Below are 21,287 nucleotides of genomic sequence, written 5' to 3'. Positions count from 1 at the left end.
TCGTTTGCGATGTGTGCGTGTGCCTTGCGAGCATTATCCCACAGGACGTATACGAAACGGGACCTTATTGGGTTCACGAGAGCTGACAAAGGACCTGTTTGGCGTCTATCCTTCCAATACATTGACTATTTTTCAAGGAGACCCCTGTGGCCGAGCGCCCTGTTCGCCAGATTCGTCAACGCAGCCTGTGGCCCCGGTTAGCTGTGGTTGTGTTGATGGTTCTGTTGCTGTGTTACGCGCTGGGCGGCTTTCTGCTGTTGCCTTGGTGGGTGCAGAAAAACTTGTCGCACTACGCTCAGCAACAGCTGGGCTGGCAGGCAACGGTAGGCGAGGTCCATGCCAATCCCTTTACGTTCAGCGTAGAGCTGCAGAATCTTCAGGCCAACGACGCAAGTGGTGAGCCTGTGCTGGCCTTTCAGCGGCTTTATGTGAATCTGAACGCGTTTGACTTGTTTAGCGGCACCACCGGTTTTCAGGCTGTGGAGCTGGAACAACCCATGTTGCGGCTGGATGTGTTGGCAAGCGGGCAGTTGAACCTGCTGCGTGACTGGCAACGAGCTCCGGCCCGCGCCGGGCAGCCGGCAGACACGGCCGATATTCAAAGCGATACCGGGCCGAACAGCCCCCGAATCTATTTGCAGCAGGGTGACTTGAGTGCCGGCACGCTGGTGTTACGGGACTTTCGTCAGAAAAGCGGCCAGAAAAGCAGTCAAAATGGCAGTCAGAGTGACAGCGTTGAGTTCCGCATAACACCGCTCACCTTTAGTTTGCAGAATTTGGCGACCTGGGCGCGGCCCGGCGATATTGGCCAATATCGGCTGGAAGCCATGCTGGACCAGCAAGCATTGAGTTGGCGGGGCAGTTTTGAGGTAGACCCGATGTATTCCCGCGGCAGTCTGAGTATTGATAACCTGGGGCCGGGTGTGCTGTCGTACCTGCTAGCGCCCTATATGCCCTACCAGTTGCGCTCCGGCCAAGTCAGTCTTAGCACCGATTATCAATGGCAGGCAGGGCAACCCATGGAGTTGTTAACCCAGCACGGCAAGCTGACGTTTGATGATGCCTCTCTGGCGTTGGGGGCCGAGCCTGGTGACGTAGCCTTCCGCAGCGGTGCCCTTACTGTCGACCAGATTCGTTTTGACCTTGCCGCGAGGCGAATAGAAACCGGCAAGATCGAGTTCGACGGGCCGGAATTGAGCCTGAACCGCAGCGCCAATGGTGACATCGACTGGCTGGTTGCGGGTTCCCGGGCCACCGTTAACGATGCTGCCGGGGATTCTGGTCCGCCAGGTAGCGGCCCGGAATTTGGCTGGTCGGTGGCCGGAGTAGACATTCGCGATGGTCAGTTGAGCTGGCGTGACCAGGTGCCCGCTAACGCTGCAGAGTTGCAACTGAATGGCCTTAACCTGAGCCTGGGGCCATTTACGGACCACTTTGACGAGCCGGTAAATTACCGTGCAGAAGCCGTTCTTGCCAGTGGCGGTAGTCTGGACGTGAATGGCCAGTTCACCATGCAGCCATTTAATCTGGAAATGGCCATTATGGGCAATGAGTTGGCACTGCCTGCGTTCGCGCCTTACGTGCAACAGCGCATGGCATTAGAGTTACCGGCGGGCATGCTGTCAGTGGATGGCAGCCTGAATCTGGACCAGCAGCGTTCACCTCTGACCGGCACTTTTAGCGGCAGTGCGTCGGTGACCGGTCTGGAAACCCGATTGCCCGGCAACAACCAACCACTGCTGGCCTGGCAAATGCTGCAGCTGGCACCCGTTGAATACAACGTGAACCCGGCTCGTCTGGAAATTGGCCGCGTAACGCTGACTGACCTTGCCGCAAACATTACCCGTAACGACGATGGCAGTCACGACATCACCAATCTGCTAACCGCAGCTCCGGTTGATAAGCCGACTGCTGCGGATACTGACGAAAACCAGGGTTTCATATTCCGCATTGGCGAGCTGCAGTTAGACAACGCTGATGTGAACTACACCGACCGCACTCTGGAACCGGAACTGACCACCCGCTTCGGGCAGCTTCAGGGCAACCTCAGTGGTTTGAGTAATATTCCCCCACAGCAGGGCCGGGTGAGCTTGAAAGGTAAGGTCAATCAGGTGGGCAATGTTGATATGAGCGGCTCTATTGCCACATTGGGTACCGACCAGCAAAGTGACCTGGTGTTGAATCTGGAAAATCTGGAGCTACCGCGTCTGTCACCTTATTCCGGCCGTTACCTGGGTTATGGCATTGCGGGCGGTAAAATGGATCTTAAGCTGGACTATCAGCTTCAGGGCACCCGTATTAATGCCTCAAATCAGATTATTCTGAATCGTCTGGAATTGGGACAGCCCATTGCCAGCGAACAGGCGGCCAGCGTGCCCATCAAACTGGGGCTGGCGCTGCTGCGCGACGGCAATAATGTGATTGAATTAAACGTGCCGATAAATGGCGATCTGGCAGACCCCGAATTTCAGATGGGCAAAGTAATGATGAGTGCCTTCGTTAACGTGCTGACAAAAGCAGCTACGTCGCCGTTTGCCCTGATAGGCTCGTTGGCGGATATCGCAGGCCTGGGGGGCGAGCAGGTGCAACAGGTCAGCTTTGCGCCGGGGGGTATCGAGCTGACTGAAGCCAGCACCCAAAAGCTGGCGGCATTGGCGCAGGTCTTAAATCAAAAACCCGAGCTTATTCTGAGTATTCGCGGCGCCGCAGCGCCCGAAGCCGACACCAGCGCCGGTGCACAGTCGCCTGGCGCACTTGCTGACAGCCGCGCAACGGCTTTGCGCCAGTTGCTGGTGAATACTCACGGTGTAAACTCGAAACAGATCTTCGTGCGCGCACCAGAAACCAACGCCAGCGTAGATGCCAATGGCAATATTGCCGTAAATTTTATTCTGGACGCCCGCTAACCCATATGAGTCTCGCCCTGTGAGCCACTTTTTTGCCTATATTTCCCGCCTGCGCTGGATAAAGCGTTGGGGTTTGATGCGTAACGCCATTGATGAAAACGTTGCTACCCATTCCTGGGAGGTGGCGACTTTGGCCCACGCCCTGGCGCTGATCCGTAATGAGAAGTTTGGCGGTTCGGTGAACGCCGACCGGATTGCGGCGGCGGCGCTTTATCACGACGCTACCGAGGTGATTACCGGTGATTTGCCCACACCGGTAAAATACCACTCGAAGGTGATGCGCGAAGCGTTTGGAGACATTGAACATAAAGCCGAGGCCGAACTGTTGGCGTTATTACCGCCACAGTTGCAAAAAGCGTTTGCGCCCTACGTACAGGAATCTGCTTTGGGAAAGGAAGAGAAGGCAATCATTAAAGCCGCAGACCGATTATCGGCGTGGCTGAAATGCCGTGCTGAAGTGGCGACAGGAAATCGCGAGTTTGAGCCAGCCGCGGCGCAGATACACCGGCGGCTGACGGAAGAAATCTTGCCCGAAGTGGCGTATTTTCTGGAGGTTTTCGCCCCTAGCTACGACCAGCCTTTAGACAACCTGCTGGGCTAAGGCCCAGCAGGTCAAGTGCAAGAAAGCCTCAGGACTGGCCGGAAGATCCCAGCATTCCAGCGCGTAGGCCATCTTTTTTCAGGGTACTGCGCACTGCATCTTCCGGGCTGCCCGCCAGGTCGCGGAACATGCCCATAGAGCCCAGCAGCGCAGACGATTCGTAAGGTACGAATACTCGCTCGCCGTCTTTGGCCATATTGGGCAACACCTTGATGTAGCTTTGCCCCAGCAAATAGCCGATAACGGTTTGCTTGTTGTCTTCGCTGTCGCCGATGGCGCTCAGCACCAAGCGAATGGACTCCTGTTCGCCCTGGGCCCGCAGAATAGCGGATTCTTTGTCGCCTTGGGCGTTCAGGATGGCCGCTTCGCGCTGGCCTTGGGCCTTGGCGATGGCAGCGGTTTTTTCGCCCTCGGCTTCGGTCACGGTGGCCCGGCGTTTACGCTCGGCGGCCATTTGCAGGCGCATGGCCTCTTCAACTTCTTCGGGCATGCTGATGTCCTGCACTTCTACCCGAGTCAGTTTTACCCCCCATTTGGACGCAGGCTCCTCCATTTCCGCCTGAATGGCGTTGTTGACTTCGGCGCGTGATTCAAACAGCTTATCCAGCTCCATTTTGCCTACCACAGAACGCAGGGTGGTTTTGGCCAACACTTCCACCGCTTGGCTCATATTGGCGACTTCATACACCGCGCGGCGCGGGTCAATAATCTGGTAATACAGCGCACCGTTGATCGACACGGTTACGTTGTCAGTGGTGACGACCGGCTGGCCAGGAAAATCCATCACGGTTTCGCGCCGGTCGATGCGTGCTTCATCACTTATCACGGTTTGGTAATCTTGGCCCGTGCGCACATAGCGGATCATGGTGATGGCGCGCGGCCGTTCGATGAACGGAATGATAATGTTCACGCCGCTTTCCAAAATCCGGTTAAAAGAGCCCAAACGCTCAATAACCATCACTTCAGACTGGCGCACAATCACCAGGCCTTTGGTGATGATAAAAACGCCAATGGCGACAACAATCAGGCTGATGACCAGCCCGGGGGTTAGAAACTCTTCCATGGTTACAGTTCCTTGGGGGTTGCAAGTTCAACAATGGCGGTGGTGCCATCGAAGTGGTCAAAAATAAGCGCTGTGCCTTCTGGCAGTTCGGTTTGTCCGCCCGATCGTACCCGCAGGCGATAAAAGTCACCGTTTACTTTGATGCCGGTGGCGTCGTCAAAACCACGGCGTAAACTGTGGAATAGCTTTCCCTGATCTACGCCGGTGCCGGTCGTGCCATAGGCTACGCCTTTAGGCGAGAAATGCGGCTTCAGCCAGCGAACAACAATGGGCACCAGGATGCCCGAAAATAAGCCCATTCCCACCAATTGCCACTCTAGGGAAAAGCCGAAAAACGCCAGTACCGCCGTAAATGCAGCAGCAATCGCCAGGGCCAACAGCACCATAACGCCGGATGTCAGCTCGGCCAGACCCAGCAAGAGCGCCAGAATCAGCCAGAGGTGGGTAATGCTCCATTCCATAGTGAGTTCCATAGGGTGAGCGTTGCACGATTAAATACGAAAATTATTTTCAATTGTACCCAAATTGGGTGCTGCTGCCATGGAATGAATGGGGGTTCGCAGGACGCGTGCCGCCCAAACCCTGTATATTTGAGTTATGTCTGATTTGCCGAGGGTAAAACTGCGTTATGTGTGAACTGCTGGCGATGAGTGCCAACACCCCGACCGATCTGTGTTTCAGCTTCACCGGCCTGACCCGCCGCGGCGGCGACACCGGGCCCCACAAAGATGGCTGGGGCGTGGCTTTTTATGAAGGCAAGGGCGTACGGGCATTTCACGATGTAGACGCCAGTGCCAATTCCCGCATTGCCGAGGTGGTACAAACCCATCCCATTAAAAGCGAAGTGGCGCTGTGCCATATTCGCCAAGCGAATGTGGGTGAAATTTGCCTGGCCAACACCCACCCGTTCATGCGTGAACTCTGGGGCCGTTACTGGGTATTTGCTCACAATGGCCAGCTGTCGGATTTTAGCGCGAAACCGGGGTTTTATGAGGCCGTTGGCAGCACCGACAGTGAAGCCCTGTTCTGTGATTTACTGAACCATTTGCGCGATAACAGCGACCGCCACAGCACCGAGCAGGATACGGTGGACCAGTTGGTTCAGCTGTCAGCGGCCTATGGTCGCCAGGGCGTATTCAACCTCCTGCTCAGCAACGGCGACTGGCTGTTCACTTTTTGCTCCACCAAAATGGCCAGCATTACCCGCCGCGCACCTTTTGGGCCGGCGCGACTGAAAGACACCGACGTAACTATAGACTTTGAAGCAGAGACCACCCCCAATGACATTGTCAGCGTGGTGGTGACCGAACCTTTGACCTCTGATGAACAGTGGGATGTGTATCAGCCCGGAGAGTGGCGTTTGTGGCGCAAGGGAGAAGTCATCCAGAGCGGTGTGGTTGGCACTGGCGGGGGTTGATTCGGCGCCAGCTCAGGCCCATATAGAGTCATAGTTGGGCTAGGGTTAAAGCGTTAATGCCAATTCAGAACATTCTCTAAAGCATTTTCTAAAGCACGCTCTAAAGCACTATTGAGAAAACTATGCAAAGACCGAATACACACAGTAAGTTTTTTGGCTACCTACTCTGGATTTTCGGCTTTCTGGGTGCGCACCGTTTTTATTACGGCAAACCGATCACCGGCACCATCTGGTTCTTCACATTTGGCCTGTTTCTGGTGGGCTGGATCGTCGACCTTTTCCTGATTCCAAGTATGGATGAAGAAGCCGATTACCGTTTTGCCGAAGGCCCCATCAGTTACAACGTTAGCTGGTTACTGCTGACGTTTACCGGTTTGCTGGGCCTGCATCGGATGTACATGGGAAAATGGATAACCGGAATTCTTTACCTGCTTACCGGCGGCCTGTTTCTGGTGGGTGTTCTGTACGATTTTTGGACACTGAACACTCAGATTTCAGAGCGTAATCGCGGCAGCCTGCTTAACTGATTGCCGCGTTTTAATGGGCGGCTAGCATAACTTTGGGTACCCGGTAGAGCAGCCCGCGGCTAGCACCGGTCCCTTTCACCGTGCAGGTCTTACGATTCACCCTGCTAATGATGCCTTGCCGCTGGCGCTGCCCTTCGCCAAAACTCACTGGATCACCTACCTGCCATTGGCGCTGGGAAACCCCGGCTTCGGCGTGGATTGGCGCGAACGGCTGCGCCGGCAGGCTTAGCCCGCGCTCGCCCGCCTGCTGCTGTAAAAATGCCCGGGTACCCTGGGCTGCTCCGCTGTCATGCAGCTGGTCCAGAATGTCGTAAAAATGGCGATTGTGCACCGAACCGAAGTGGCGCTGGCCTGCCACCTGTTGCAGCAGATGGGCAAACTCGTGGCAACAGGTATGGGCCAGCAGATTAAGCGGGCTTACCTCACCGTCAAAATAACCTCTTTTCCGAATTTCCCGCGCCGACAGCCAGCTAACGGCGGTTTCTGGCTGGTATTTGGCCAAAATCATGCGTAGCCCGTAGTTGATGACGTGGGTATGGCTGCGGGTGTCGTAACGGTGATAGGTAGCCTGCCCGGACCCCACACGGCATAGCAGTGACTTCGCCTTGCCTTGTGCATTAATCCAGCCGGCAGCGGGTTGCCACAAAATTTGGTCGGTAGCCTGGCACATAAGCCGGCCAAGGTTTATTACCTGGAACTGTGAAATAGATGTCGTCATTACGAGTGGCAGCGCGTTGCTATGAATTCACTGCAGGTTTTACAAGATTATGAGCACAATGGCTAGTTTGCCAGTGCCTTTAAGCGCTAATGCCCTGCGGCGGATGTGTGTTATCCGCTGCAAGGCACCAGCGACCTACAAAGCCGGATTAGGCTTCGATTGGCGTGCGCCAGTCGTCAGCGCCGGAAGTGCCGGCCACGCCGTGCTCCCAGGTGACTTTGCGGTATGACAGCGACACGGTAACCAGCTGGGTGAAGTCTGAACGGGTGGTGTCTTGGCAGTGGGGCATGTTGCAGTTGATGTCAATGATGGTGGCGTCTTCCAGAATGGTCGAGAAGAAGTGTTCTTGCTTGCCTTCTACCGAGGTGCGATACCACTTCAGTTCCACTTTTGGCAACATCTCACCAGACGCCAGAGCGTTGTACATCAGCGGTGTGGCTTTATTCAGGGCCGAGGTGAACTTGAACGGTTTGTGCACTCGCTGGCCGGAGGGTTGGCCGGATTGGGGATCGGTAGGTACGGTGACTACGTGGCTGAATTCCTGCACCAGAATTTCATCTTCGTGGCCTTCTACATAGATATTGCCGACGGAATCGGCGGTGAAAGCACCGGCGGTGATGTGGCCCTGGGTTTGGCCTTCGATATTGATATAACAAGGAGTTGGCATTGTCTGCTCCGTGACGTGTTTAAAGGTTGCATTCCTGCTGTCCTAACGTGGACCCGGTAATCTAATCAAACCCTGTGCCAGATTGTTAACGTCATTTAAGATCAGTGGTTTATGGTTTTTTGTTAGGCTTGAAAGAGATTCAGGGCGAAGAGCTGCCCGCGGTCTGGGCCAGTTATTGCGGCGCGGGCAAGTTGTTGCCAGCGTAGAATGAGCATGGCCGCCAAGCGCTGTCTGCCGTGCGGTTATAAGCCTATTCCATGTATTTTGTGGGTGTACGGGTCTGCTAAACTGAGCAGCTATTTACAAACACGCTGTGATCAGGGAGCCATGAGTGCCGGTCATTCAAAAATGTGCAAATATCACTGTGTTGATTAAACGCTGGTTAGGCAGTCTGGTGAATCGGGCGACCGCTTTGGTTGCTGTCGTGATTCTGGTGGTTGCGCTGACGGTGATGCTGGTAGGTGGGCTGCTGAGCCAGCGGGAACTGGAGCAGCAGGCAAAGGCACAGGTTGAGTCCATAGCCGCTCTGGTGTCCTATGAACTGGACGATAAACTTTCCATGCGCTTGAATATTATTAGCCACGTGGCAACAAACCTGACCATGACCGAACTGGTGTTCCGTGACCGAGCCGAGTTGTTATTGTCGCGCCAAACCGAGTTGCTGCACCTTTTTGATAGCCTGTTCATTCTCGATGCCGAGGGTCTTCTGCAGGCGGAATTTCCACGCATTGGCTTGCCTAAAGGGTTAGATTTTAGCACCCGCGAATATTTTAAGCGCATATCTACGCTCATGACACCGATCATCAGCGAGCCTTACATCTCTTCTTACGAAGATAAACCTGTCGTTATGATCGGTGCGCCGGTGTTCAACCATGACCAGCGTTTTATCGGGGTGATTGGCGGCGTTATGCTGCTTGAAGACGAACATATTCTGAATAAATTCGGAAACATCCGCTTTGCGCAAACCGGTTATATTGGTATTGCTACCCACAGTGGTACAACGTTGGTCAACGGGCGTTCCGGGCAGTTTATGGTGCCCTTGCGAGCGGAGAACCCGATTCTGATACAAGCCATGGGTGGATTCGAGGGAACCACTAAAACCGATAACGGCGATGGCGACGTAACCATTATGTCGGTGCGGCAGCTGGACCAGGCACCCTGGTTTGTAGCTGCGGTTTGGCCTACAAAGGAAGCTTTTGCGCCGATTGGCCGTATCGCCATTGGCCTGGCCTGGACGCTGTTGGTCATTTTATTGGTGCTGGTACCCATGGCTGGCTGGCGTTTTCGCAAGCTGATGCGCCCGTTGAAACTGCTGGGCCAGCAAGTACAGGACCGCCACCTGGGCTTGCGTTCGCTGCCGGTTGCCATTCCCGGTAGCATCGAAATCCAGCGCGTAGCCACTATATTCAACACCTTGATGATCGAACGTGAGAGCGCCATGCTGTCGCTGGCAGAACGCGAAGCTTTTTACCGTTCGCTGACCGAAAGCGCGCCCATTGGTATTGCCCAAACTGACGTGTTGGGCCGGATCGAATTTGCCAACCCTGCGCTGGAGGTAATTCTTGGCCGTTCGGCCGCTGAGATTATTGATACGCCAATGATGGGTTACCTGAAAAATAGCGACCGGAAAACGTTAATTACCGGCTGGCAGCGTGATTTGCACAAGAAAAAAACCTTTCATGGCCGCGTCCAACTGGCGGCGTTTGGCGGGCACGATGGTTTGTGGGTTGACATGATGTCGGCGGTGATCGAAACCGAAGATCGTACTCTGGGCACCATCACCGTCATGCGGGATGTCACCCGGGAACTAGCCGTGGCCAGCGCGCTGGAAGATGAGCAGCGCCGGGCACAAAGCATTATCGGCGTGCTGCAAGAGGGCGTGTTGATGGCGGATAACACTGGCGCTGTGCGTTACGCCAATGGCGCCGCGCTGCAACTGCTGGGGATACGTGAAATCACTGGGCCAACTAATTTCTTTGATCTTGTGTCGATCAATGCTCAGGATTGCAGCTATACTCTGGAGAAATTCCGGGCCAGCCAGAAGATCGATAATCTCTACGCCATTTTGCGCAATCACGCCGGCGGTGAGTTTGATATCGACCTAACCATGCTGAAGGTTCGCAACGGTGAGTCCCAAGAACGCCTGGTGTTTGTACTGCGCGACGACAGCGCGCGCCGACGAGAAAACGAGCGCCTATCGTGGGAAGCGTCCCACGATCCACTGACCCAGCTTTTAAACCGCCGCGCTTTTGGCCACGGTTTGGACAAAGCGTTGGCAGAAGCCGGCCAGAATAAAGTGGCTACTGTGATGTTGCTGATTGATCTTGACTACTTCAAACCGGTGAACGACAAAGGCGGACACCTCACCGGTGACGAGATTCTGCGCCGCCTGGCTGACTTGCTAAGGCAGACCGTTCGCCAGTCTGACACTGTTGCGCGCCTGGGCGGGGATGAGTTTGGAATACTTCTGCCCAGCTGCGGTATGGAACGCGCCGAGGCTCTGGCGGAGCGGATTCGCGCAGGGATCGAAGCCCTGGTCGTTGAACACAAAGGCGAACACTATAGCGTAACCGCCAGTATTGGCCTTGCCCAGATCAACCCCACTGACACCAGCACAAAAGCCATTATGGCCCGTGCCGACGAGGGCTCGTACCTGGCCAAAGGCCGCGGCCGTAATCAGGTGGTTGTGGTTTTGGTGTCAGGCGCCTAAAACCTGCGGATATCATTTACCACCAAACGCCTGCGGCAGCGGCCTGCCAAAGCAGACGCAGAGCCAAGGCTGTCAGCAGCAGATTCAGCACCGTGCCAAAGCGCTGATCGCTGAACGCTTTCAACAGGCGTAGGCCAAGCCAGGTGCCGATAAAGCCGCAACCAATCATCGCCACGATCAACACCAGCCAGTCACTCAACATAAACCCGGTCAGTCCGAAGACAAGGGCTTTCGGCGCGTGTTGCAGAGCCATGGCGCTTGAAAACGTGGCGATGGTGCTAAAGCGGTCGCGGTGAATCTGTTTGATAAACGCTGCGACCAGTGGCCCGCTGGCCCCGACAAACAGGCTGATAAAACTGGTAAACGCCGAGGCTATAACAATTCCTGGAGCGCCGATGGCGGCTTTCGGCAGCTTGGGTCCCCAGCACAAAAACAGCACAAACAGTGCAATGGTCAGCTGCCAGATTTGAGCGGGTAGATCCACTAGTAACCACGCACCCAGGCTGGCTCCAAGCACGACGCCGGGAGCAAAAGCGGCAATTACTTTCCAGTCGATATGGCGCCAGGTCAGTGCGGCTCGGCCACAGTTTGAACCCAGCTGCACCAGCCCGTGCACCGGGATAATGGCGGCTGGGGGCATCCAACCGGCCATAATGACGATCAGCAGCAAACCGCCACCGGCACCCAAGCTGGCGCTGATCATCGAGCCGAGCACCGAGGCCAGTAACAGCAGCAGAGCAACGCCCACGTCCAGGCCACCTGGAAGCAGCGTTATTTCCACTGGCAGAACCCGGAGTTTTTCAACTCGTTTTGTTCACAGAGGGCTTCTGTAGCCAGTTGTACGTCAGCTACGTAGTACAGTGACGACAGGCCAAAACGATCCCGTCCCAGGTTGTGGAAAATCATGCCGAACGCGATATCCCCCGCTGAATAGCGCGCCTGGTGGCGGGCAAAATACGCTGCAGGCCGGCTTAGTAGCTCATCTTGCAGTAGGCTTTTCACTCGCCCCGCGCCACCGTGGTAGGCCTGAACCAGCAATAAACTGAACAGTTCATCGCGTTTTTGCGCGGGCAACTCACCAAAGCGATCGGTAAATGCCGGACGCAAATTACGCGCATTCTGATTGTTCAACTGCAGAGCGCAGTCCATCTGTGCCAGTCTGTGCCAATAGTTCTCTGGCGGAATACGGCAGTCCGACAGCGCTGCAGGCGACAATTGCATAATGCCGCGGGCGTTGGCCGTTGAATGAGCCCGGGTTTGGCCGCCGCTTTCGATCAGTAATTGCCCGGCTAAATAGCGCGGTAACGCCGGCGGGAGTTCACTTAAACGTTGCTGCTCATTACGCTTTTTGTACACGGCCATCAGCGTTTGGTGCAGCGACACTGAATCGCCCTGGCCGCCCACCTTGATGTCATCCCACGCGCCCCACAGGCGGTCTTCCTCTTTTTGGCCAAGGTAGCGGGTAATAGAGCCGGGAAGATCAACGTGGGGTTGGTCGCAGGCCAGTGCAAATGGATACCCGGTCACATCCGCCGCGCCGGCGGCCCAGGCGCTGCTGCGGCCATCCTTGAACATGTCCTGGCGGGTGTTGTTGAGCTGCTGCTGGTTGGCTTCGACGGTGTCAGCGTCTTCGCTCCAGCCTAAAAACTGGCCGCGCATATCGTAAAAAATGTGGCGGCTTTGGTTGGTGCAGTAGCTGGACTCGTTCAACACCCAGCTGCGAATGGTGAGCACGTTGCGATACACTCCCTGGCTGGACCAATACGGGGCGGCCCGCACCACATCGGTCCAGGCGTCGGCCTTGCCAGGGCTAGCTGCGGCGTCGCTGGAAAACCACGGCAGCGTTGCCAGCAGGGCAGCCTGTAACAGCCGGGTTATGGGAAAAAAAATAGGTGTCATAAAGGCGGTTTCGAACATTGAGTGTTTGAATATTGACCCATTGGCCGGCCAACGTCGTTAAAGGTATGGATGTGGGCTCACAATAGCAAAAGTGATGACGGTTGAAAGAGGATTCATTATTTGCCGGGGCTTGTGATCTGCTGTTATCGCCCTCACGTTTATCTTTCCATGTTGTAACAGGCTATGCTGATAAACAGGGAGTGCGGTTCTCCCTGTTTTATTCTGATGGCATCGAGGAGGCTAGAGCATTATGAACCAACCGATGGCAATCGAAGAACTGGTATCGGTCGCCCAGGCGGAAGCCATGGGAGAGTTAGATGCCCCGATGATGGCCATAGTGCTGGCCAGCGAACACAGCTACGATTTACCCATTCAATCTCTGGAAACCGACGCCGACAAAGCCCGTTGGGGACTGATTCTTCGCGCTGCCAGGGAGCACGTAGAAGCTGACGCGGTAGCGGTGCTTTACCCGGCCTGGACCACCATCCGCAACAAAAAGCCAGGGCCGGCGACCGATTCTGCTGCGGGCACAGAACCTAATGGCGAGAACGACATCGAGGCGGATGCGGAAGACGAAGCAGATGGTCCCATCGACACCCTGTTTGTGCAACTGCACACCCGTGACCACATCTATTGGCGTGGTTTTGAGCAAATTCGTGACCCACGGCATCATCGGATTATTGGTTTCCGTAAAATCAAAGCCTTGTCCACCGATTACCAGCGCGATCAAGCGCCCTCGGTCGCAGCGTGGCTCAGTACCCTTTTCGACCCACTGCCCAACGAAGGCGAGGAAACCGCCACCGACCGCCAACTTTCAGACCTGCTGGAAGAACCAGAAGTAAGCGCAGCGCTCTACCCCCGCGAGTTGCGGGCCTTGCACTAAGCACCGTTGTTTTAGTGGAACGAGCCTCAGCCGGTTAATGCGGACTCGGGTTTGATCAGCGAATAGTCTATAATTGCGGCCTTTAAAATTTGCACCTACAAGACACTGACGCCCAAGGCGCAACAAGGCTGATCCGTGATCGTATTTGACCAGATAGAGAAATCCTACCAGGTGGGGGGCAAGGCCGTACCTGCGCTGCACCCCACCAGCTTCGCCATTGAAACCGGTGAAGTGTTCGGCATTGTCGGCCACTCCGGCGCCGGAAAATCCACCCTGGTACGGCTGATTAACCTGCTGGAGCGCCCGACCGGCGGCAGCATCAAGATCGACGGCGAAGACGTTACCCATTATAACGCCGCCCAGCTGCGCGCTTTTCGCCGCAACGTTGGCATGATCTTCCAGCACTTTAACCTGCTGTCATCGAAGACGGTTAACGACAACATTGCTTTCCCCATGAAACTGGCCAGCATCTATTCAAAAACCGAGATCCAGCAGCGGGTTGCGGAGTTGTTAGAGCTGGTCAGCCTGTCTGAACACGCCACAAAGTTCCCGTCACAGCTTTCTGGTGGCCAAAAGCAGCGAGTGGGCATAGCCCGAGCTCTTGCCTGCCGACCCACCATTTTGCTGTGCGACGAAGCCACCAGCGCGCTAGACCCGCAAACCACACAATCGGTGCTGAAGCTGCTGGCCGACATCAACCGCGAGCTGGGTTTGACCATCGTGCTGATTACCCACGAAATGGACGTGGTGCGCCGGGTGTGTGATCGGGTTGCGGTGATGGACGCAGGCCGCGTGGTGGAAATGGGGCCGGTGAGCGATGTGTTTCTGCACCCGCAACACCCCACCACCCGCGACTTTGTCTTCGAAAGCGAAAATATTGATAGCCTGGAACTGCAGCAGGATTTTAAAAAGGCCAAAGGCCGCATTCTGCGCCTGACCTTCAAAGGCGAGTCTACCTACGACCCGTTACTGGGCAGCGTAGCGCGCAAGTCCGGGGTCGACTTCAGCATTATCTCCGGGCGTATCGACCACATTAAAGATACGCCTTACGGCCAGCTGACTCTGGCACTGGTAGGTGGCGACCTGGCTGTGGCCATGGCAGCGCTGGAAGCCGCAGACGTGCACGTAGAGGTGATGAACTGATGGAAGCCCTGATGCAGGATTTACTGAGCAACGTAGACTGGGTGGAAATCGGCATCGCCAGCTGGGACACCCTGATTATGGTGGCCATGTCGCTGCTGTTCAGCGTGGTGATTGGCCTGCCCATTGGCGTGCTGCTGTTCCTGTTTGGCAAGCACCAGCTGCTGGAACAGCCCTTAGCCTATACGGTGCTGTCGTTCGTAGTGAACGTACTGCGTTCGGTGCCGTTTATCATTTTGTTAATCGTGATGATTCCGTTCACCGTGATGATGATAGGCACGTCCCTGGGCGTTGCGGGAGCCATACCGCCATTGGTCGCCGGTGGCGCACCCTTCTTTGCCCGCCTGGTAGAAACCTCGCTGCGGGAAGTGGACCGCGGCATTATCGAAGCCACCCAGGCCATGGGCGCTAACGTGCGGCAAATTGTCCTCGGCGCCTTGTTGCCGGAAGCACTTCCGGGCATCATCGCCGGTGTTACCGTCACTGCAATAACCTTGGTGTCTTACGCGGCTATGTCCGGCGTGATTGGCGGAGGCGGCCTGGGCGACCTGGCCATTCGTTTCGGTTATCAACGGTTCCAAACCGACGTTATGGTCATCACCGTCGCGTTACTGGTGATTTTCGTACAGCTGCTACAAATGCTAGGCGATCGTCTAGTTATACATTTCAGTCGTAAATAGCGGCGAATTAACCTTCAGATTCACCCAAGGAGAACACCGATGACCTTCAAGAAGACCCTGATTGCCCTGGCTGCAGCGGCCACTTTCTCTGCTGCTGTCAGCGCCGAAGAACTCAGCATTGCTGCGACTCCGGTCCCCCACGCGGAAATCCTGGAATTTGTGAAACCGATGCTGGCCGAGCAGGGCGTAGAGCTAGACGTAAAAGTATTCACCGACTACATCCAGCCCAACGTTCAGGTTGACCAGAAGCGCATGGACGCCAACTTCTTCCAGCACCAGCCGTATCTGGACGAGTTTAACGCCGGCCGTGGCACCACCCTGGTTACGGTTACCGGTGTTCACGTTGAGCCTTTCGGCGCTTACTCCAGCAAAATCAAATCTCTGGACGAACTGAAAGACGGCGGCGTGGTTGCCATTCCTAACGACCCTACCAACGGTGGACGTGCCCTTTTGCTGCTGCAAAAAGCCGGACTGATCACCTTGAAGGAAGGCAGCAAAATCACCGCGACACCGCGTGATATTGCCGACAACCCGAAGAACCTGGAATTCAAGGAACTTGAGGCCGCTACCCTGCCGCGCATCCTGAACCAGGTAGACGTTGCCCTGATCAACACCAACTACGCGCTGGAAGCTGGCCTGAACCCGACCAAAGACGCGTTGATCATCGAAGGTTCGGATTCACCTTACGTCAACATTTTAGTGGCACGCCCAGACAACAAAGACAGCGACGCGATGCAGAAGCTGTCAGCCGCGCTAACATCCGAAGACGTGAAAGACTTTATTAACGAGAAATATCAGGGTGCTGTGGTTCCTGCATTCTAAGAGCACCTGCGTTCTGATTGGGCCTTTTTGCATTTCTACAAATGCAAACAGTGCGATTTAATCGCCAGACCAGTTAGAGGTCGGGTCTGGAGTCATACGCAGGTACGACTTAACCGCCTTATAGCCTTTCGGGAAGCGCTGCTTGATTTCGTCTTCGTCTTGCAGTGAAGGCACGATAACCACGTCGCCGCCGCGTTCCCAGTTACCCGGGGTCGCTACTTTGTGCTCATCGGTCAGCTGCAGGGAGTCGATAACCCGCAGTACTTCGTTGAAGTTGCGGCCAGTGCTGGCCGGATAAGTGATGATCAAACGCACTTTCTTGTTCGGATCAATCACGAACAGCGAGCGCACGGTCAGCGTGCTGTTGGCATTGGGATGAATCATGTCGTACAGCTCGGCCACTTTACCGTCGTGGTCAGCAATGATCGGGAAGTTAACGGTGCAACCCTGGGTTTCGTTGATGTCTTTGATCCAGTCGTGGTGGGAATCAACGGGGTCAACACTTAACGCCATGGCTTTCACATTGCGCTTGGCAAACTCGCCCTTCAGCTTGGCGGTCAGGCCCAGCTCGGTGGTGCACACTGGGGTAAAGTCTGCCGGGTGTGAAAACAACACGCCCCAGCCGTCGCCCAGCCAATTGTGGAAACTGATGTTGCCTTCACTGGAATCCTGTTCAAAATCCGGTGCAGTATCTCCAAGGCGTAAACTCATGTTCGCTCTCCTTCGATGCAGTATCTGATCGCGTTGCTTGAGGTTCCGGCAGGTTAACCGTCGGGCGCGTTTATCGTTTGTATACGAAAATAACTGGTGCCGGATGACAGGAATGCAAGGGCTAATTGATTCACCTCATCCGGCACAGGTCTGCTAGTTCTTAGCCGTAATGGCTGTTGTATCAAAGGCCTGCCGCTTTTTCTTTCTCAAAATGTTCTTTGGTCAGTCTGAACACCACCGGGCTGAGCAACGCCAGGGCAATCAGATTGGGCAGTGCCATCATGGCATTCAACGTGTCTGCCACCAGCCAAATCAGGCCCAGGTTTATGGTTGCGCCAACCGGGATAGCGAGGACCCAGGCAACTCTATAAGGCACTATAGCCTTTACGCCGAACAGAAATTCGACGCAGCGCTCACCGTAGAATGACCAGCCAAGAAGGGTCGTAAAGGCAAAAACAGCCAGAGCTATGGCCACCACATAACCGCCAACGCCTGGAAGCGCCTGTGAGAACGCCATGGAAGTGAGTGCCGCGCCGGATTCGCCGGATGTCCATACACCAGAAGTGATGATGACCAGACCGGTGATCGTACAAATAATGATGGTGTCAATAAAGGTGCCCAACATAGCGATCATACCCTGATTGATCGGGTTCTTGGTTTGCGCTGCCGCGTGGGCGATAGGCGCAGAACCCAAACCGGCCTCGTTGGAAAAGACACCCCTTGCAACGCCGAACCGGATGGCTGCCCAGACTGCCGCACCGGCAAAGCCGCCTTCTGCAGCGATGGGGCTGAACGCATGCTCGAAGATCAGCCCAAATGCGGCAGGAATCTCGGCGAAATTAATGGCCAGTACAACCAGCCCAGCAAGTAGATACGACACGGCCATAAGAGGAACGAGCGCACTGGCTACCTGCCCGATGCGGCGAATACCGCCAATCAGAACCATACCCACCAGAACCATCAGGATAACGCCGCTGATCCAGTGTGGTAGGCCGAATGTGGCTTCCATTACGTCTGCAACCGAGTTGGCCTGTACAGTATTACCAATGCCGAAACCGGCAATAGCGGCGAAAATGGCAAACAGCACGCCCATCCAGGCCCATTTTTTGCCAAGCCCGTTACGAATGTAATACATGGGCCCGCCGACATAAGCGCCACGCTCATCGACCTCGCGGAAGCGCACTGCAAGCACCGCTTCGGAGTACTTGGTCGCCATTCCCACCAGGGCTGTTAGCCACATCCAGAACAGGGCCCCCGGACCGCCGAGGAAAACCGCGGTCGCAACACCGGCAATGTTACCGGTTCCGACAGTGGCTGAAAGGGCAGTCATAAGAGCCTGAAACGGCGGAATTTCACCATCTGACTCCGCACCTGCGGCGCTGCGACCGTTCCACATCAGGCGGAAACCCGCACCGAGCTTGAATATGGGCATCAGCTTCAGGCCGAGACTTAAAAACAGCCCCACACCAAGAATGAGTATCAACATGGGTGGTCCCCAGACCAGCCCGTTAATTGCACTAAATACGTTTTCAATAGCTTCCATGAGAATCCTTTTTTATATGCCATGGTTCGATTTGTATGTGCCATGGTTTGATTTTTTGATTTCACCCGCGAAGGGTATAACTTGTTGAGCTTACTCAGTTATTGGCTTATGTAAACCGGCACTTGGTAAAAGCTGGAGAATTTGGCGAATATTGCCTATGTTTACAGCACAGGGTGAAGGTTTGGCCAATGCCGGCCGGGTCAAACAGAAATGTGAGGAATTGCCCATGTGTGCACTCAGAGTTTCCGATGTCATGTCCAATCATATTGCGCCCATCCGCTGCGGGACACCCTTGACCAAAGTGGTCAAGGCGCTGCTGGAGAATCATATTTCCGGGCTGCCGGTGGTCGATGCGAGTCGGCGTTTGCTTGGTTTTGTGTCTGAGCAGGATTGTATCCATGCGCTGCTGGTGAGCAATTATCACTGTGAGGGTGATCCAATCGTGGACGATGTTATGTTCCGTGAGCCCTTGTCGATTTCACCTGGCACGTCGATTGTTGACCTTGCCCAGAAACTCGGTGCTGGCAAACCGAAAGTGTACCCGGTTGTTGATCACGGCAAACTAGTAGGTATAGTCACCCGCAGCGCCATTTTGGAACACCTTGTTAACGCAGGTTGCAGCGTGGGCACACCAAGGTTTGCTAACTCCGATGACTGAGGGTTAGGCTTGGTCAAACACATCACTGCCGAGAACACCATGGAACTGCTTTCAACCAACGCCAGCTTTGGCGGCGAGCACCGTCGTTACCGCCACACCGCCGCCGCCCTGAAATGCCCGATGGAATTTGCTGTTTTCCTGCCGCCGCAGGCGCTGGCAGAGCCGGGCTGTAAAGTACCGGTGTTGTACTGGCTGTCGGGCCTGACCTGCAATGATGAAAATTTCATGCAAAAAGCCGGCGCACAGAAACTGGCCGCTGAACTTGGTTTGGCGATTGTGTGCCCGGATACCAGCCCGAGAGGCGTCAATTTGCCGGGGGAAGACGACAGCTACGATTTTGGCAGCGGTGCAGGCTTTTATGTGAATGCCACAGAGCAGCCTTGGGCTCTGCACTATCGTATGTACGATTACGTAGTGAAGGAATTGCCCCAACTGGTAGAAAGCGAGTTGCCCGTCAGCGCTGAAAAATCCATCAGCGGCCATTCGATGGGCGGCCACGGAGCGTTGATATGTGCGCTGAAAAACCCCGGGCTTTACCGCTCGGTATCGGCGTTTGCACCCGTTGCCCACCCGGTGAAATGCCCCTGGGGCCAGAAAGCCTTTGCCGGCTATCTGGGTGACAACCAGGAAAAGTGGAAACAGTGGGACGCCACCCTGCTGATCGCGGATGCCCAGGAACGTTTGCCGTTACTGATTGACCAGGGCACTGCGGACCAATTTCTGGCAGAGCAGCTGAATCCGCAGGCGCTGGTGCAGGCCTGCCACAGCGTTAACCATCCGGTAACCCTGCGCATGCAATCCGGCTACGATCACAGTTATTTCTTTATTGCGTCTTTTATTGACGACCATCTGCACCATCACGCAGAAGCTTTGGGCCTGGCCCAGCCCCAGTTATAGCTGAACAGGCGCCAGCCCATCAGCACACTGGCGGAGATAAGCCCGCCGGTCAGCCCTACCCAGAAGCCCGCGGCCCCCATGGCCGGCACCAGAACGCTGGTAAACGCCAGCGCATAGCCCAGCGGCATGCCCACAACCCAGAATGAAAACAGCATGATGATCATCGGAATGCGGGTGTCTTTATAACCCCGCAGGCCACTGATGCAGGTAACCTGAATAACATCCGCCACCTGAAAGAATGCGGCGTACATCAATAGAGTAACGCTGACCGCCTGAACTTCGGGGTCACTGGAATAGAGCGCGGCAATGGGCGCGCGGAATACAAACAGGACAATCGCAAACAGCAGCGAAATAAAAGCTGCCAAAATAATCGAACTGCGTGATAACAAGCGCGCAGACTCGGGCGAGCCCGCGCCTACCAGAAAACTCACCCGCAAGGTGATGGCCATGCCCAGGCTCAACGGCAACATAAACAACAAGGACACCACGTTTAACGCAATCTGATGCCCGGCCACCACCACTGGCCCTAACGGCGCCAGAAACAGAGCGATCACTGCAAACATGCTGGCTTCCACAAAGATGGTAAAACCAATGGGCAAACCCAGCCGCAGCACATAGTGCAGCACCCGCGGATTGGGGCGGGCGACATAGGCCAGCAGACGAAAATTCTGATACACCCGGCTGCGATTCAGGTAAACCAGAAGCCCGATCGCCGCGATACCGTTCGATAGCGACGTGGCCCAGCCACAGCCGACACCCCCCATAGCGGGAACGCCCAGGCCGCCGTAGATAAACAAATAGTTCAGTGGCAGGTTGAACAGGGTGCTGATCAGTGAAAACACCATAATCACCCGGGTATGACCCAAGCCATCGGTCAGTCCGCGTAGCGCGGTGATTATTAGCAGCGCCGGAATGCCCCAGGCGAAGGCGTCCAGGTAGCCTTGGGCAATGCCTGCGGTGGCGGGTTCCAGTTTCAGCAGGGTCAGCACAGGGTGAACATTGGTTAGCAAAAAAATCATGATTACGGCCGCCGCTGCCGCAATATAAAGCCCTTGCCAGACCGTTGGCATAATCCGCCGCAGTTTGTTGGCGCCTTTATATCCGGAAATGATCGGCTGCTGGGCGCTTAGAACGCCCCAGAAAAACAGGAACAGTGGCATCCATAAGCTGGAACCGATACCCACGGCGGCCAGATCCTGAGCGCTGGCATGGCCGGCCATGACGGTGTCAATCACGCCGTTGGCCATTTGTGCAACCTGCGCCACCAGAATTGGGCCGCCCAGTACCGCCAGAGTTTTCCATTCCAGCAGCACCCGCGTAGCGAAAAGCTGGCGAGTAGCGGGCAGTGGCTGGTGCAGTTCATCCATAACAAGTGTCCGAAATACGGTCGAATTCGGTGGCGGCTCTGAATGACCAGTCAGGCGCCGTCTATCGGGGAGCGGATG

The 21,287-nt window shown here is 55.5% G+C and carries 20 protein-coding genes; 11 read left to right on the top strand and 9 right to left on the bottom strand.

Features of this window, described 5'->3' with window-relative positions:
• Positions 1 to 146: 146 nt before the first annotated feature.
• Positions 147 to 2,906, top strand: a complete 2,760-nt coding sequence (locus ATI45_RS14135) for a DUF748 domain-containing protein (RefSeq protein ID WP_098420132.1) — start codon at positions 147 to 149, stop codon at positions 2,904 to 2,906.
• A gap of 19 nt (positions 2,907 to 2,925) precedes the next feature.
• Positions 2,926 to 3,507, top strand: coding sequence for a 5'-deoxynucleotidase (yfbR, locus tag ATI45_RS14130; protein WP_098420130.1), 582 nt, complete (start codon positions 2,926 to 2,928; stop codon positions 3,505 to 3,507).
• Between the two features lie 28 nt (positions 3,508 to 3,535).
• Here the strand turns inward: yfbR and ATI45_RS14125 are convergent, their stop codons facing one another.
• Complete coding sequence (locus ATI45_RS14125) at positions 3,536 to 4,570, bottom strand: SPFH domain-containing protein (protein ID WP_098420128.1); 1,035 nt, start codon at positions 4,568 to 4,570, stop codon at positions 3,536 to 3,538.
• A gap of 2 nt (positions 4,571 to 4,572) precedes the next feature.
• Complete coding sequence (locus ATI45_RS14120; RefSeq protein WP_098420126.1) at positions 4,573 to 5,031, bottom strand: nodulation efficiency, NfeD-like protein; 459 nt, start codon at positions 5,029 to 5,031, stop codon at positions 4,573 to 4,575.
• A gap of 167 nt (positions 5,032 to 5,198) precedes the next feature.
• Here ATI45_RS14120 and ATI45_RS14115 point away from each other — a divergent pair, with 167 nt between their 5' ends.
• A complete protein-coding gene (locus ATI45_RS14115; protein WP_098420125.1) occupies positions 5,199 to 5,987 on the top strand; it encodes a class II glutamine amidotransferase in 789 nt (262 codons plus the stop codon).
• 122 nt (positions 5,988 to 6,109) lie between these two features.
• Positions 6,110 to 6,514: an NINE protein gene (locus tag ATI45_RS14110; RefSeq protein ID WP_098420123.1), complete on the top strand. Its 405-nt coding sequence runs from the start codon at positions 6,110 to 6,112 to the stop codon at positions 6,512 to 6,514.
• A 10-nt stretch (positions 6,515 to 6,524) separates the two neighbouring features.
• On the opposite strand, the gene ATI45_RS14105 is transcribed toward ATI45_RS14110, so the two are convergent.
• On the bottom strand, positions 6,525 to 7,232 hold the full coding sequence (locus ATI45_RS14105; RefSeq protein WP_228706035.1) for a hypothetical protein: 708 nt from the start codon (positions 7,230 to 7,232) through the stop codon (positions 6,525 to 6,527).
• 148 nt (positions 7,233 to 7,380) lie between these two features.
• Positions 7,381 to 7,899, bottom strand: a complete 519-nt coding sequence (locus ATI45_RS14100) for an Hcp family type VI secretion system effector (RefSeq protein ID WP_098420119.1) — start codon at positions 7,897 to 7,899, stop codon at positions 7,381 to 7,383.
• Positions 7,900 to 8,230: 331 nt separating this feature from the next.
• Between ATI45_RS14100 and ATI45_RS14095 the strand changes: the two genes are divergently transcribed.
• Positions 8,231 to 10,609, top strand: coding sequence for a GGDEF domain-containing protein (locus ATI45_RS14095; RefSeq protein ID WP_228735982.1), 2,379 nt, complete (start codon positions 8,231 to 8,233; stop codon positions 10,607 to 10,609).
• Between the two features lie 16 nt (positions 10,610 to 10,625).
• Here ATI45_RS14095 and ATI45_RS14090 read toward each other — a convergent pair whose 3' ends face one another.
• Together ATI45_RS14090 and ATI45_RS14085 are read right to left on the bottom strand one after the other, a co-directional pair.
• Complete coding sequence (locus ATI45_RS14090) at positions 10,626 to 11,390, bottom strand: sulfite exporter TauE/SafE family protein (RefSeq protein ID WP_098420118.1); 765 nt, start codon at positions 11,388 to 11,390, stop codon at positions 10,626 to 10,628.
• The gene (locus ATI45_RS14085) at positions 11,381 to 12,526 is read right to left on the bottom strand and encodes a hypothetical protein (RefSeq protein ID WP_098420116.1); all 1,146 of its coding nucleotides are present in this window, start codon (positions 12,524 to 12,526) and stop codon (positions 11,381 to 11,383) included. Before ATI45_RS14085 ends, ATI45_RS14090 begins: the two co-directional genes overlap by 10 nt.
• A gap of 232 nt (positions 12,527 to 12,758) precedes the next feature.
• Here ATI45_RS14085 and ATI45_RS14080 point away from each other — a divergent pair, with 232 nt between their 5' ends.
• From ATI45_RS14080 to ATI45_RS14065, 4 genes are all read left to right on the top strand, one after another.
• Positions 12,759 to 13,391 carry a hypothetical protein gene (locus tag ATI45_RS14080; protein WP_098420114.1) on the top strand — a complete coding sequence of 211 codons (633 nt, stop codon included), beginning with the start codon at positions 12,759 to 12,761 and terminating at the stop codon, positions 13,389 to 13,391.
• A 135-nt stretch (positions 13,392 to 13,526) separates the two neighbouring features.
• Positions 13,527 to 14,534: a methionine ABC transporter ATP-binding protein gene (locus ATI45_RS14075; protein WP_098420112.1), complete on the top strand. Its 1,008-nt coding sequence runs from the start codon at positions 13,527 to 13,529 to the stop codon at positions 14,532 to 14,534.
• Complete coding sequence (locus tag ATI45_RS14070; protein WP_098420110.1) at positions 14,534 to 15,211, top strand: methionine ABC transporter permease; 678 nt, start codon at positions 14,534 to 14,536, stop codon at positions 15,209 to 15,211. The genes ATI45_RS14075 and ATI45_RS14070 overlap by 1 nt, the downstream gene beginning before the upstream one ends.
• Before the next feature lie 39 nt (positions 15,212 to 15,250).
• A complete protein-coding gene (locus ATI45_RS14065) occupies positions 15,251 to 16,033 on the top strand; it encodes a MetQ/NlpA family ABC transporter substrate-binding protein (RefSeq protein ID WP_098420109.1) in 783 nt (260 codons plus the stop codon).
• 57 nt (positions 16,034 to 16,090) lie between these two features.
• Here ATI45_RS14065 and ATI45_RS14060 read toward each other — a convergent pair whose 3' ends face one another.
• A complete protein-coding gene (locus ATI45_RS14060; RefSeq protein ID WP_098420107.1) occupies positions 16,091 to 16,744 on the bottom strand; it encodes a peroxiredoxin in 654 nt (217 codons plus the stop codon).
• A gap of 181 nt (positions 16,745 to 16,925) precedes the next feature.
• Positions 16,926 to 18,287: an alanine/glycine:cation symporter family protein gene (locus tag ATI45_RS14055; RefSeq protein ID WP_098420105.1), complete on the bottom strand. Its 1,362-nt coding sequence runs from the start codon at positions 18,285 to 18,287 to the stop codon at positions 16,926 to 16,928.
• Positions 18,288 to 18,513: 226 nt separating this feature from the next.
• Here ATI45_RS14055 and ATI45_RS14050 point away from each other — a divergent pair, with 226 nt between their 5' ends.
• Entirely contained in the window at positions 18,514 to 18,945 is a 432-nt protein-coding gene (locus tag ATI45_RS14050; protein WP_098421762.1) for a CBS domain-containing protein, read from the top strand.
• A 39-nt stretch (positions 18,946 to 18,984) separates the two neighbouring features.
• Positions 18,985 to 19,842, top strand: coding sequence for an S-formylglutathione hydrolase (gene fghA / locus ATI45_RS14045; protein WP_098421761.1), 858 nt, complete (start codon positions 18,985 to 18,987; stop codon positions 19,840 to 19,842).
• Here the strand turns inward: fghA and ATI45_RS14040 are convergent.
• Positions 19,803 to 21,209, bottom strand: a complete 1,407-nt coding sequence (locus tag ATI45_RS14040; protein ID WP_098420104.1) for an MATE family efflux transporter — start codon at positions 21,207 to 21,209, stop codon at positions 19,803 to 19,805. The genes fghA and ATI45_RS14040 overlap by 40 nt on opposite strands.
• Positions 21,210 to 21,287: the final 78 nt, after the last annotated feature.

Origin of the sequence: Marinobacter sp. LV10MA510-1, assembly GCF_002563885.1 — a bacterium.
GTDB lineage: Bacteria > Pseudomonadota > Gammaproteobacteria > Pseudomonadales > Oleiphilaceae > Marinobacter.
The sequence above is the reverse complement of the archived record's forward strand: the minus strand, read 5'-3'. Positions and strand labels throughout refer to the sequence as shown.